Origin of the sequence: Rhodococcus sp. 2G, assembly GCF_001886355.1 — a bacterium.
Classification (GTDB): domain Bacteria; phylum Actinomycetota; class Actinomycetes; order Mycobacteriales; family Mycobacteriaceae; genus Rhodococcus; species Rhodococcus pyridinivorans.
On sequence record NZ_CP018063.1, the window covers coordinates 4765895 to 4778440 of the forward strand.

Below are 12546 nucleotides of genomic sequence, written 5' to 3' on the forward strand. Positions count from 1 at the left end.
ACTTACGAAGGCGGTTGGCCGTGTGGCCGGCGTTGGTAGGGGTTGTTGTGTGTTGTTTGAGAACTGCACAGTGGACGCGAGCATCTTTGTTGTAAGTGTTTATGAGCGTACGGTGGATGCCTTGGCACCAGGAGCCGATGAAGGACGTGGGAGGCTGCGATATGCCTCGGGGAGCTGTCAACCGAGCTGTGATCCGAGGATTTCCGAATGGGGAAACCCAGCACGAGTGATGTCGTGTTACCCGCATCTGAATATATAGGGTGTGTGGAGGGAACGTGGGGAAGTGAAACATCTCAGTACCCACAGGAAGAGAAAACAACATGTGATTCCGTGAGTAGTGGCGAGCGAAAGCGGATGAGGCTAAACCGAGTACATGTGATACCTGGCAGGGGTTGTGTATTCGGGGTTGTGGGGTTCGTTGTGTCGGCGCTGCCATGCCGGCCGACAGTGAGAAATCGTCGTGTTAGTCGAAGTGGTCTGGAACGGCCTGTCGTAGAGGGTGAGAATCCCGTAGACGAAAACACGGTGACTGTCGATTCGAATACCCGAGTAGCACCGGGCCCGTGAAATCCGGTGTGAATCTGTCGGGACCACCCGATAAGCCTGAATACTCCCTGGTGACCGATAGCGGACTAGTACCGTGAGGGAAAGGTGAAAAGTACCCCGGGAGGGGAGTGAAATAGTACCTGAAACCGTGCGCTTACAATCCGTCAGAGCCGATGCACGATTCAGTTCGTGGTGGGTGATGGCGTGCCTTTTGAAGAATGAGCCTGCGAGTTAGTGGCATGTCGCGAGGTTAACCCGTGTGGGGTAGTCGTAGCGAAAGCGAGTCCGAATAGGGCGCATGAGTGGCATGTTCTAGACCCGAAGCGGAGTGATCTACCCATGGCCAGGGTGAAGCGATGGTAAGACGTCGTGGAGGCCCGAACCCACTTAGGTTGAAAACTGAGGGGATGAGTTGTGGGTAGGGGTGAAAGGCCAATCAAACTCCGTGATAGCTGGTTCTCCCCGAAATGCATTTAGGTGCAGCGTCGCGTGTTTCTCACCGGAGGTAGAGCTACTGGATGGTCTAGGGGGCCCACAAGCTTACCGAAATCAGCCAAACTCCGAATGCCGGTGAGTGAGAGCGCGGCAGTGAGACTGCGGGGGATAAGCTTCGTAGTCGAGAGGGAAACAGCCCAGATCGCCGGCTAAGGCCCCTAAGCGTGTACTAAGTGGAAAAGGATGTGGGATCGCTGAGACAACCAGGAGGTTGGCTTAGAAGCAGCCACCCTTGAAAGAGTGCGTAATAGCTCACTGGTCAAGTGGTTCTGCGCCGACAATGTAGCGGGGCTCAAGTACACCGCCGAAGCCGCGGCACTCACACAACACCCATTCGTTCCTGCGGGAACGTGTGCAGTGGTGTGGGTGGGTAGGGGAGCGTCGTGCAGCCGTGGAAGCGCCGGAGTGATCCAGGTGTGGAGGCTGTGCGAGTGAGAATGCAGGCATGAGTAGCGAAAGACGAGTGAGAAACTCGTCCGCCGGATGACCAAGGGTTCCTGGGCCAGGTTAATCCGCCCAGGGTGAGTCGGGACCTAAGGCGAGGCCGACAGGCGTAGTCGATGGACAACGGGTTGATATTCCCGTACCCGTGTATCCGCGCCCAATGGCGAATCAGTTGTGCTAACCGTCCAAAAGTTTCCGCTGTTCCTTCGGGAACTGTGGGGATGGCTGCACGGGACCCTGATTGTAGTAGTCAAGCGATGGGGTGACGCAGGAAGGTAGCTGGGCCAGGTGATGGAGTACCTGGTGTAAGCCGGTAGGGCGTGACATAGGCAAATCCGTGTCACATACGGCCTGAGAGGTGATGCGTACCCGTTGAGGGGAATTCAGTGATCCTATGCTGCCGAGAAAAGCCTCTAGTGAGTTGGTACACGGCCCGTACCCCAAACCGACACAGGTGGTCAGGTAGAGAATACCGAGGCGATCGAGAGAACTGTGGTTAAGGAACTCGGCAAAATGCCCCCGTAACTTCGGGAGAAGGGGGACCACGCCCGGTGACGGCCCTTGCGGTCCGAGCTGGGGGTGGTCGCAGAGACCAGAGAGAAGCGACTGTTTACTAAAAACACAGGTCCGTGCGAAGTCGTAAGACGATGTATACGGACTGACGCCTGCCCGGTGCTGGAAGGTTAAGAGGACCGGTTAGCGGGGTTTACTCCGCGAAGCTGAGAATTTAAGCCCCAGTAAACGGCGGTGGTAACTATAACCATCCTAAGGTAGCGAAATTCCTTGTCGGGTAAGTTCCGACCTGCACGAATGGCGTAACGACTTCTCTGCTGTCTCGACCACAGACTCGGCGAAATTGCATTACGAGTAAAGATGCTCGTTACGCGCGGCAGGACGAAAAGACCCCGGGACCTTCACTATAGCTTGGTATTGGTGTTCGGTTCGGTTTGTGTAGGATAGGTGGGAGACTGTGAAGCTCATACGCCAGTATGGGTGGAGTCGTTGTTGAAATACCACTCTGATCGTATTGGACCTCTAACCTCGGACCATGATCTGGTTCAGGGACAGTGCCTGGTGGGTAGTTTAACTGGGGCGGTTGCCTCCCAAAATGTAACGGAGGCGCCCAAAGGTTCCCTCAGCCTGGTTGGCAATCAGGTGTCGAGTGCAAGTGCACAAGGGAGCTTGACTGTGAGACTGACAGGTCGAGCAGGGACGAAAGTCGGGACTAGTGATCCGGCACCGGCATGTGGAAGCGGTGTCGCTCAACGGATAAAAGGTACCCCGGGGATAACAGGCTGATCTTCCCCAAGAGTCCATATCGACGGGATGGTTTGGCACCTCGATGTCGGCTCGTCGCATCCTGGGGCTGGAGTAGGTCCCAAGGGTTGGGCTGTTCGCCCATTAAAGCGGCACGCGAGCTGGGTTTAGAACGTCGTGAGACAGTTCGGTCTCTATCCGCCGCGCGCGTTAGAAACTTGAGGAAGGCTGTCCCTAGTACGAGAGGACCGGGACGGACGAACCTCTGGTGTGCCAGTTGTCCCGCCAGGGGCATGGCTGGTTGGCTACGTTCGGAAGGGATAACCGCTGAAAGCATCTAAGCGGGAAGCCTGTTCCAAGATGAGGTTTCTCACCCCCTCGAGGGGGTAAGGCCCCCGGCAGACCACCGGGTTGATAGGCCGGAACTGGAAGCCCAGCAATGGGTGGAGGTGACCGGTACTAATAGGCCGAGGACTTACCACGAAGATGTTACGCGTCCACTGTGCGGTATCTGAAACAACACACACATCAGATATCGAAGCCCGACACGGGTTTTCGATACTCCTGATGCGTGGAATATTGTTTCATAGAGTTACGGCGGTCATAGCGACAGGGAAACGCCCGGTCCCATTCCGAACCCGGAAGCTAAGCCTGTCTGCGCCGATGGTACTGCACTCGACAGGGTGTGGGAGAGTAGGACACCGCCGAACACCCGTTCCGAAAGGGGACCCACACTGTGGGTCCCCTTTCGTGTTTTCTTATGCAGAAAATGTGCCGGCCCAACGGTTTTCGAGAACCGGCACGAGCTGCTTCCCGGTCCGCAGACGAACCGGGAAGCAGCCGGAGAATCAGGGGCGCGGTGCCTTCGGACGCGCGACCGGCCGCGGCAGTGCACGCGTCAGACGCGGAGCCCAACCGTGCGACGGCCAACGCTTGAGACCCAGCCGGTCCGGCGTGACGCGAGTGTTCACGAACTTGCCCTCGAGCTCTTCGTCGGCCTCCCCAACGAACCGGTAGAGGATCGTGCCGCCGTTCTCCTCCGTGCGAGCGGCTGCCTCCCACCCGGTAGCGCGGTAGACCGCGCGGACGATGTTGTCGGCGACGACGATGATCGGCAGTCCGTCGATTCCACGCGCCGCCGATCCTGCCGGCCACGGCTTGGACGCGAGTTCGCGCACCGCAGCCGGCGACGCCTTCTTCGCTTCGTTGACCCGCAGCACCACGCATGGCGTCGGCAGCTCGGGAGCAGGCGAGGCCGAGTACTGACGGACGAGCTCCGCGATCGGGATCGCCGTGCGATCGGCTTCGGACTCCTCGGTTGCGCCCGCCAGGTTGGTGAGTACGCATTCGCCGCGGTGCGGTTCGGTCAGTCCGAGCGCCGCGATGACCGCTTCGGCCGTCACTGCGGCGGTGTGGTCGGCGTCGGTCTTCGGGTTCAGCGCGTCGGCCACGACGAAATGCTCCACCGCGTAGCCGGACTCGTAGACGGTTCGGATGCGCCGCAGAGCCGCCTCGGTCTCGGGGGTGGCCAGCGGTGTCTTCTCGCCGGCCTCGGTCAGCTTCGAGGTCTCTCCGAGCGCCGTCCAGACGAGGGTGAAGATGCGATTTCCGCGTCCGGCGCCGACGTAGAAGATGCTCCGGTCGCGAGGGTCGAGCAGGGCGTAGACGTAGGCGCCGAGCTGGTCGCAGATGTTCTTCGGAAGCAGTTTCGGGCTGGGGGCGCGGTCTTCGACATGGTTCACGAGAGCCCGCAGGACGGTCAGGCGCAGTGCCACGGGGACCTTGCCGGCGGAGCCGCCGAACAGTTCGCGGTTGGCTGCGTCCACGGAACCGAAGGTGCGTCCGATGTGACGGCTGAGGGCGCCGAGCGCGTGGGTGAACTCCGCAAGTCTCTGGCGTGGATCGTCCGCTGTATCCGGCAACTCGTTGCTGGTCAGGAACATCTGGATCTCGGGAGATTCCAACAGAGTTTGGGCAATGTTCGGAGGAACTGTCCACACTGTGCGCATAGAGCGACTCTAGGCCACACACAAGATTGGGGAGTCGCTCCGCGCAGGCGCCGCGCCGCCGAATCCGGAGGAAGAACCCGAGGAGAACCCGAGCCGGATAAGCTCGCGTGCCATGACAGCGGTGCGGACCCGTTCCCGTTCTCGGTTGTTGCGGGACACCGCGTCGTCCGCGCAGGTCGAAGCACTTCTGATCATCACGGTCGCGACCATCCTCGTCACCCGTCTGTACCTGCATCTGACGGGCTATCCGCAGGTCGGCGGGTCGGTCCTGCACATCGCTCACGTGCTGTGGGGCGGTCTGCTCATGGTCGCCGCGCTGATGGTCTCGTTGACCTTCATCGGCAGGGCGCCCGACCGCATCGCGGTGCTGCTCGGCGGTATCGGGTTCGGTCTCTTCCTCGACGAGGTCGGCAAGTTCGTCACGAAGACCAACGACTACTTCTACCGACCCTCGGTGGCGATCATGTACGTGGTGGTCGTGTTGCTGCTCGTCGTCAATCGAGCGGTGCACCTCCGTCGCGGGCCGTCGCCCGACGAGTATCTCGCCAACGCCGCGCTCACGGCGACGGACGGGCTCGCCCACGGCCTGACCCCGACCGATCGCGACCAGGCGCGAGTGCAGCTCGAACGCGCACGTGAGGGTGGAGTCGATCCCGAAGTCGTCGAACAGATCGATCTCCTGCTCGCCCGGTGCCGGGAGGTACCATCGCGCTTCTCGTGGGTGTCGCTCCGGCTGCCGGAGCGACTGCGAGGTGAGCGCAGCGTCCGCGTCGCGGCAGCCCTGCTCACCGTTTTCTCCGTCGGCATTCTCCTCAATGCCGCTGCGACCTTGGAGGAGGATCTCGCCGCGCGGACGAGCAACGTGGTGACCGTGATCCAGCTCGTCGGCTCCGGAGTCACCGTCCTGCTGTGCGTGGTGGGATCGGTGGGTTTGTGGCGCAGGCGGAGGTGGGCGATCCGTGCGCTCCGGACGGCCGCGTTGATCACCGTCTTCTTCGTCGACGTGCTGGAGTTCGCCGTCCAGGAGTTCGGGGCGCTGCTCAACGTCGCCGTGGGCGCCGCGGCGCTGTCGGTGTTCTCACACCACCTGCGTCAGATGTCCCGGCACGAGGCGCTGCCGGACACGGCGTGAGCAGGTGGGCCCCGCCGCAACCGTGTTGTGGACGAATCACGGCACCGCTGCCCACCGTGTGCGCTTCGTCGCATACCGTATAGACCGTGAGCACCCCAGCCTCTGACGCCACCGGTTCCGCGTCGACGTGGCCCGCGCTACTCACGTGGCGTGCGGCCGATGTGTCTCGGATGGAGTCGGTACGAGTACAGCTCTCCGGCCGCCGCATCAAGGCGTCCGGTCGCATCGTGGGTGCGGAGTGCACCGACCATCCGGCCTTCAGCGCGTCGTACGACCTGGTGACGGATGAGAACGGTGTCACCCGCCGATTGTCGGTGCGCACCACCCTCGCTTCGGGCGAGCGGCACATGTCCCTCACCCGGTCCGAAGAGGGCATCTGGATGTCCGACAACGGCATCGACCATCAGCGGTCCACCTTCGGCGGGGCGTTGGACGTCGATGTGGTGTTCAGCCCGTTCTTCAACGCCCTGCCCATCCGCCGGCACGACCTGCAGGCCGGAGCCGACGACGTGGAGGTGCCCGTCGTCTACGTCAACCTCATCGATCTCAGCATCGAGGAGGCGACGGTCGTCTACAGCAGTGCGTCCGATGGCATCCATGTGCTGTCGCCGCGCTCGTCGTCGTCGGTGACCGTCGACGAGGACGGCTTCGTCCTCGAGTACCGAGGACTCGCCTCCCGCATCTAGGGCTGTCCCGACGCCTCCACCGCCATCGCCACGGCGAACGCGGCCGATTCGGCGGGGTGGCTGCCGTGCCCGTGCGTGCCGCCGGTGAGGCCGACGATCTGGAGTCCGACCGGCGACGACCCGCCGTCAGGAGCCGGCACCGACAGGGCCGGGACACCGAGGACGCTGAACGGGACACACATCTGCAGCAGCGGTGCGCGCAGCTCGACGGGATCGCTCGTCAGCGGCGCCGAACGCACGCCGGTAGTGACGGTGATCAGCGCGTCGAGCTTGTCCACGGTGCGGAGGCGGTGCACGACGTCGTGACGTAGTCGCGCCACCGCCCGGGCCGCGTGGATGTATTCGTAGGCCGGCCGGTCGCGTTGCGCGGCGAGCAGAGCGGCCGTCGGAGGCTGGTAGCGGTCGGGATCGGCTTCGAACCACGCGCGATGCGTCTCGTATGCTTCCGAGCCGGTGACCACGGGATACAGCTCGAGCATCTCGTCGGTCTCGGGCAGTTCCACGTCGACGACGCGGGCGCCCAGATCCGTGAGGGTGCGGCACGCCGTCTCGACGGCCTCGTCGAAGACGGGTGACAGATCCCAGATGCCGCCCCGCAGGCGTCCGATGCGCAGTTCGGAGACCGGGGTGCGCAGGTGCGCGATGCCCGGAAGGGCGCCCCACGCGAGTGAGGCGTCCAGAGCGTCGGCGGCGAGCAGACCGACGTGGTCGAAGGTCGTCGACAGCGGGAACACGCCCTGCTCGGGCAGGGCACCGAAGCCCGGCTTGAATCCGACGATCCCGCACAGCGCCGCCGGGGTACGGACGCTGCAGCCGGTGTCGGTTCCCAGCGCGACGGGCACGACGCCCCTCGCGACCAGCACTGCGGAGCCCGACGACGAACCACCGCTGATCAGGTCCGGGTTGTGGGGGTGGGGGGCCGCGCCGGACACATTGATCAACCCGGTGGGCCCGTAGGCGAACTCGTGGAGATGGGTCTTCGCCACCACGATGGCTCCGGCTTCGCGGAGCTTCTCGATGACGCGAGCATCGCGCCGGGCCGGAGGCGCATCGGCGAGGACCGCGCTGCCGCAGCGGGTGGGGAACCCGGCGACGTCGATGTTGTCCTTCACCGCGACCGCGACGCCGTGCAACGGGCCGATCCAGTTCCCGGCGGCGATCTGCTCGTCGGCGAGGGCTGCGGCTTCGAGCGCCGCCTCGTCGTTGCGGGCGGCGACGGTGTTCCCCCAGGGGGTCCCGACGAGGGCGTCGAGTTCGGCGAGAACCGAGCGGACGTGTTCGGTGGGGGTCGTCTTGCCGGTGGTCAGCGCCGAGGCGATGTCGCGGAGGTTCATCGTGTCCACACTCCACCGCGTCGTCCGGCCTCGCGGAACGCTGCGATCCAGCCCTCGTCGCCGGGCTGCGTGCCGACGATGGGGTCGCGACGGCGCTGTTCGTAGCGGGTCCGAGCCGCGTGACCGGCGCGGGTGAGTTCGGAGGTGCTGCGGTCGGCCAGTTGCTCCCGGGCCGTTCTCAGCACCTCGAGTGTCTCGTCCAGCGCGACCAGCAGGGCTTCCGCGTTGCCTTCGCACATCGCGTCGACCAGGGCCGGGGCCGTCGCGGCGACCCGTGTGCCGTCCCGGAAGGAGCCGGCGGCGAGACCGAGTGCGAGATCGCCGCCTCCGGCGCCCGAGAGGGCCAGCGCTTCGGCGAGGAGATGGGGGAGATGGGAGACTCGCGCGACCGCCGCGTCGTGCTCCCGGGATTCGGCGGGCACGACGACGGAGCCGCAGTCGAGCGCGAGGTCGGCGACCTGCCGCCACACCTCGGGATCGGTGCCGTCGTCGACGGTCACCACCCACACCGCGTCGCGGAACAGGTCGGCGGTCCCAGCGGTCCAGCCGGACTCCGCCGTACCTGCCATGGGGTGTCCACCCACGAAACGCCGCGACAGGCCGTGAGCGGCGACGGCAGCGGCCACTTCCGCCTTGATGCTCACCACGTCGGTGAGCGCGACCTCGGGGGCGTGCTCGGCCACCGCCTCGAGGATGCTGCCCACTGCCGGCATCGGCACCGCGATCACCACCAGGGCGCTGGTGTCGGCTGCGCGACGCAGCGTGGCCGTGAGGTCGGTGGACGCGTCGAAGCCGTCGGCGACGGCGGCCTCCACGGCCTGCGACGACCTGTTGTAACCCCACGCCTGCCTTCCGGTGGCCGCGGCGGCGCGCAGCAGAGAACCACCGATCAGACCGAGGCCGAGGACACAGACGGGCGGGAAAGAGACGGCTGAGGACACCTCATCAGGTTGGCATATCCCGTGCTGGGCTTCATTCACCGGACGTGGCCGACTACCGTTGCGCCCATGGCTGCACAGCGTGTAGGGAACAAGAGCCCTTCCGTGACCCAGAGCGGGAACCCCGCCGGGAATTCGAGCGACGACCTCGACGGCTTCGCCGTCGCCGTGACGCGGGAGGAAGGTCGTTGGAAGTGCCGGGTGTTGTCCGGTGCCGCACTGACGAGTCTCGATACCGCAGTGACCGAGTTGCGGGAGCTGAGAAGTTCCGGCGCAGTCTTCGGTCTGCTGAATGTGGACGACGAATTCTTCATCATCGTGCGTCCCGCACCTGCGGGAACGAGGTTGCTGCTGTCCGACGCGACGATGGCCGTCGACTACGACATCGCCGCCGACGTCCTCGATGCGCTGAACATCGAGATCCCCGATATCGATCCCGACGAGCTCGACGACATCGAGCCGTGGGAGGAAGGCGACCTCGGCATCCTGGCCGACATGGGTCTGCCCGAGCCGGTGCTCTCGGTGATCCTGTCGGAGACCGACCTGTATCCCGACGAGCAACTCGACGAGATCGCCCAGCGACTCGGTTTCGACGACGTCCTGGGTAACACCCTGGACAAGCTCCGTTAGATGGGGCTGCGCGACGACGAGGCACTGATCCGGGTCGCGCTGAAGGCCGCCGCTGCCGCGCCCGCCGGTGACGTACCGGTGGGCGCGGTGGTGTTCGGGCCGGACGGCACCGAGATCGCGCGAGCGGCGAACTCCCGCGAGGCCACCGGCGACCCCACAGCGCACGCCGAGGTGCTCGCTCTGCGCGCGGCAGCGCAGGTCTACGGCGACGGATGGCGTCTCGAGGGCGCAACCCTCGCCGTGACCCTCGAACCCTGCACGATGTGCGCGGGAGCGTTGGTGCTCTCCCGGGTATCGCGGGTGGTCTTCGGGGCGTGGGAGCCGAAGACGGGCGCCGTCGGGTCGCTGTGGGACGTGGTGCGCGATCGGCGCCTCACGCACCGTCCGGAAGTGCGCGGTGGTGTGCTCGAAGCCGAGTGCGCGGCCGTGCTCGAGGCGTTCTTCCGGGAACATCGAGGGCCGGCTTCGGAGCTGTGACCAGGCGATTTCAGGATGAGGCCTGCAATCCGCTAGAGTCGTCAGCGGTGGCGTGACCGAGCGGCCGAAGGAGCGCGCCTCGAAAGCGCGTGACGGGTAACCCCCGTCCGTGGGTTCAAATCCCACCGCCACCGCCAGAGAGCCCCTTACCTGTTAGTGCAGGTGAGGGGCTTTTCTCATGTCTGCAGGTCGCCAAGGCCGGGGTCCGAAGCATCCGCTACGGCTTTTGCTATCCGCCGCGGCAATTGCTGTGGCGGATAGCGAACTTGATTGCGAGTGGACTGCGGAGTCGACGAAGCGCCCGAGGGAGTGTGGGTCGGGCTACCTGCATCCGCCCAGGTCTTCCGATAGGTTCGCGCCTGCATGCTCGCAATCGGAAGGAGAACTGTGGATCGCGTCTGCTCGACGATCGTCGGACCCGCCGAATCCGACGTCCCGCCGGCCGTTCTCGTGCACGGGGTGCTGGCCTGGGGAGACGACGAGACCTACGGATTCGGTCGGCAGCGGCCCTTGGGGGCGTCACGTCGGCTGATCCTGATGGACCGCCGCGGGCACGGCGACTCGCCGGATCTCGACGGGGCCCATCGCACCGACTACGAGGTGGACGCCGCCGACATCGTCGAACTGCTCGGTGACGGCGCCCATCTCGTCGGACATTCGTACGGTGCGGTCGCAGCGATGCTCGCGGCGGTGGAACGGCCGGACCTGGTGCGGTCGCTGTGCCTGATCCAGCCCGGGTGCCTGAAGGTTGCGGAGAGCGAACCGGTGGTCGCCGAGAACCTCGCCCGCGCTCGCGCGTCCCAGGTGACGCTCCCGCCCGAGCTCACTGCGGAGGACTATCTGCGTCTCATCACGGAGAGCGTCGGCATGCCGCCGGCGGAACCCACCCCGAAGCGACTACGCGCAGCGGCGACGTCGATGCGGGAGAGACCGTGCTGGGACGCCGACATCCCCCTCGAGTCGCTCGCGGCGGCGCCGTGGCCGAAGCTCGTCGTCGTCGGTGACTGGGCGGGCGCACCCGACGAGTACAAGCGGCTGGTGGGAGATCCGCTGACGATCACGGCGCGGGTCGTCGCCGACCGGATCGGGGGAGAACTGCTCGAAGTTCCCGGTTTCTACCCGCACGTCCAGCAGCCGGAACGAGTCAACGAGGCGCTCGAGGAACTGTGGAGTCGGGCCGACGCCCGGTGACGAGAGGTCGGCCGACGGCGTCGGCGACCACCACGGCGAACATCCACAGCCCCGCCGCGACACCGGCGACGGCTGCCACCGCAGGCGATGCGAGACCGCCTGCCAGACCGACGATTCCGATCACCAGCATTCCCCAGCCCATGACCCGGAACATCGCGCGACCGAAGGCCCGTGCGAAGGGAACGAAGTGCGCACCGACGACGCAGACCACCCACGCGACCGTCAGTTCCGAACGATCGAACAACGCGAGAAGCCTTGCGCCACCGACGATCAGCACGACCATGGCCGCGACCGACACGAGGTGGATCGTCGATGCCTGCTTCGAGGGCGGCTCCAACTGCTCGAAACTCCGCGGTCGTATGAGCACAGCCCAGACGAAAACAGCGATGGCGCAGAACCATCCGACAACGACGATCCAGGTCCACGGTGATCCCAGAGCGGCACCGTTCACGAGCATGAAGGCCGACGCGCCACCCGCGCCGATCAGCGCTCCCCACACCTCGGGACGATGGGTCGCTCGGTAACCCCTCGCCGTTCCCGGCCCGAATCGCTCCGCAGATGGTGTCGTGCGCATCCAGTTCCCCCATTCCGAGTCGACCACCGATCCGCCGGTGGACGCTAGCGGATGGGCGGCCGGTCGTCGTCAGAGTTCGCGCCAACTCCCGTCGTTCATGTCGTGTCCGTGCGCGGCCATCAACATGAGGCCGCCGTCGACGGGGATCGAGCGCCCCGTCAGGTACGACGAGCGTGGGGACGCGAGGAAGGCGACGACGGAGGCGACTTCGTTGACGTGTCCGGGACGTCCGGTGGGGTTGCCCGGTGCGAGGCACTGCGTGAGCATGCCGAGGCCGGCCTTCGCCGTGCAGTAGGCGGAGGCGCCGTAGCGGGGGATGTGCTCGTGGACGCTCGTGATGTTGACGATGCGGCCGCCGCCCCCGGAGTCGATCATGTGTCGCGCGGCGCGTTGGGAGCACAGGAACGGGCCGTCGAGGTCGGTGGAGAGCATCTCCCGCCACCGTTCGAAGGACAGGTCGAGCACCTCGTCGCGGTGTCCGGTGCCGGCGTTGTTCACCAGCACCCCGAGACCGCCGAGCTTTCCGGTGAGTTCGTCGATCACATCGGCGGTGTCCGGGCTGGTCAGGTCCTGTCGGGCCACGAAGCACCGCTGTCCGCGCTGTTCGACCCCGGCGCGGGTGTCCTCGGCCCCGGCCTCGTCGGTGTGGAAGGTGATGCCGACGTCGAACCCCTCGGTGGCGAGCAGTTCGGCGGTCGCCTTGCCCATGCCGGAGTCGGCGCCGGTGACGATGGCGAGTCTGTCGTGAGCTGGAGTGGTCATGCGTCGTGGTTACCCATGAACGCCCGCGGCACACTGCGAACCCACGGCAGACCGTGACCCCACGGCAGACT

10 protein-coding genes, 1 tRNA gene and 2 rRNA genes are annotated in these 12546 nt (G+C 65.2%); 8 read left to right on the top strand and 5 right to left on the bottom strand.

From position 1 onward, the window contains the following. Nucleotides 1-89: 89 nt before the first annotated feature. Nucleotides 90-3225 (top strand): 23S ribosomal RNA (locus tag BO226_RS22610). Between the two features lie 110 nt (nucleotides 3226-3335). Beyond that, nucleotides 3336-3452, top strand: a 5S ribosomal RNA gene (rrf, locus tag BO226_RS22615). A 138-nt stretch (nucleotides 3453-3590) separates the two neighbouring features. Here the strand turns inward: rrf and BO226_RS22620 are convergent. Next, nucleotides 3591-4706: a GIY-YIG nuclease family protein gene (locus tag BO226_RS22620; RefSeq protein WP_231413647.1), complete on the bottom strand. Its 1116-nt coding sequence runs from the start codon at nucleotides 4704-4706 to the stop codon at nucleotides 3591-3593. Between the two features lie 157 nt (nucleotides 4707-4863). On the opposite strand from BO226_RS22620, the gene BO226_RS22625 reads away from it, so the two are divergent. Both BO226_RS22625 and BO226_RS22630 read left to right on the top strand, forming a co-directional pair. Further along, the gene (locus BO226_RS22625) at nucleotides 4864-5883 is read left to right on the top strand and encodes a hypothetical protein (RefSeq protein WP_033097952.1); all 1020 of its coding nucleotides are present in this window, start codon (nucleotides 4864-4866) and stop codon (nucleotides 5881-5883) included. 86 nt (nucleotides 5884-5969) lie between these two features. After that, entirely contained in the window at nucleotides 5970-6569 is a 600-nt protein-coding gene (locus BO226_RS22630) for a putative glycolipid-binding domain-containing protein (protein WP_071936128.1), read from the top strand. Here BO226_RS22630 and BO226_RS22635 read toward each other — a convergent pair. Together BO226_RS22635 and BO226_RS22640 are read right to left on the bottom strand one after the other, a co-directional pair. Further along, nucleotides 6566-7912 carry an amidase gene (locus tag BO226_RS22635; RefSeq protein ID WP_071936129.1) on the bottom strand — a complete coding sequence of 449 codons (1347 nt, stop codon included), beginning with the start codon at nucleotides 7910-7912 and terminating at the stop codon, nucleotides 6566-6568. The two genes, BO226_RS22630 and BO226_RS22635, sit on opposite strands and share 4 nt — an antisense overlap. Beyond that, the gene (locus tag BO226_RS22640; RefSeq protein WP_071936535.1) at nucleotides 7900-8862 is read right to left on the bottom strand and encodes a prephenate dehydrogenase; all 963 of its coding nucleotides are present in this window, start codon (nucleotides 8860-8862) and stop codon (nucleotides 7900-7902) included. The genes BO226_RS22635 and BO226_RS22640 overlap by 13 nt, the downstream gene beginning before the upstream one ends. 48 nt (nucleotides 8863-8910) lie before the next feature. Between BO226_RS22640 and BO226_RS22645 the strand changes: the two genes are divergently transcribed. From BO226_RS22645 to BO226_RS22660, 4 genes are all read left to right on the top strand, one after another. Beyond that, a complete protein-coding gene (locus tag BO226_RS22645; protein WP_024102735.1) occupies nucleotides 8911-9471 on the top strand; it encodes a tRNA adenosine deaminase-associated protein in 561 nt (186 codons plus the stop codon). Continuing rightward, on the top strand, nucleotides 9472-9948 hold the full coding sequence (locus tag BO226_RS22650; protein WP_071936130.1) for a nucleoside deaminase: 477 nt from the start codon (nucleotides 9472-9474) through the stop codon (nucleotides 9946-9948). 46 nt (nucleotides 9949-9994) lie between these two features. Beyond that, nucleotides 9995-10085 (top strand) — tRNA-Ser (locus BO226_RS22655). A 250-nt stretch (nucleotides 10086-10335) separates the two neighbouring features. After that, nucleotides 10336-11139: an alpha/beta fold hydrolase gene (locus BO226_RS22660; protein ID WP_071936131.1), complete on the top strand. Its 804-nt coding sequence runs from the start codon at nucleotides 10336-10338 to the stop codon at nucleotides 11137-11139. Here BO226_RS22660 and BO226_RS22665 read toward each other — a convergent pair. Further along, entirely contained in the window at nucleotides 11093-11713 is a 621-nt protein-coding gene (locus tag BO226_RS22665) for a hypothetical protein (protein ID WP_232238013.1), read from the bottom strand. The genes BO226_RS22660 and BO226_RS22665 overlap by 47 nt on opposite strands. Nucleotides 11714-11782: 69 nt before the next feature. Next, nucleotides 11783-12475 (bottom strand): SDR family oxidoreductase, encoded by a 693-nt coding sequence (locus BO226_RS22670; protein WP_071936133.1) that lies wholly within the window; start codon nucleotides 12473-12475, stop codon nucleotides 11783-11785. Nucleotides 12476-12546 lie beyond the last annotated feature (71 nt).

What these genes read in the sequence shown, in the direction of transcription:
- BO226_RS22670 (WP_071936133.1), bottom strand. Translation starts at nt 12,475, where the DNA reads ATGACCACTCCAGCTCACGACAGACTCGCCATCGTCACCGGCGCCGAC.
- BO226_RS22665 (WP_232238013.1), bottom strand. Translation starts at nt 11,713, where the DNA reads ATGCGCACGACACCATCTGCGGAGCGATTCGGGCCGGGAACGGCGAGG.
- BO226_RS22645 (WP_024102735.1), top strand. Translation starts at nt 8,911, where the DNA reads ATGGCTGCACAGCGTGTAGGGAACAAGAGCCCTTCCGTGACCCAGAGC.
- BO226_RS22625 (WP_033097952.1), top strand. Translation starts at nt 4,864, where the DNA reads ATGACAGCGGTGCGGACCCGTTCCCGTTCTCGGTTGTTGCGGGACACC.
- BO226_RS22650 (WP_071936130.1), top strand. Translation starts at nt 9,472, where the DNA reads ATGGGGCTGCGCGACGACGAGGCACTGATCCGGGTCGCGCTGAAGGCC.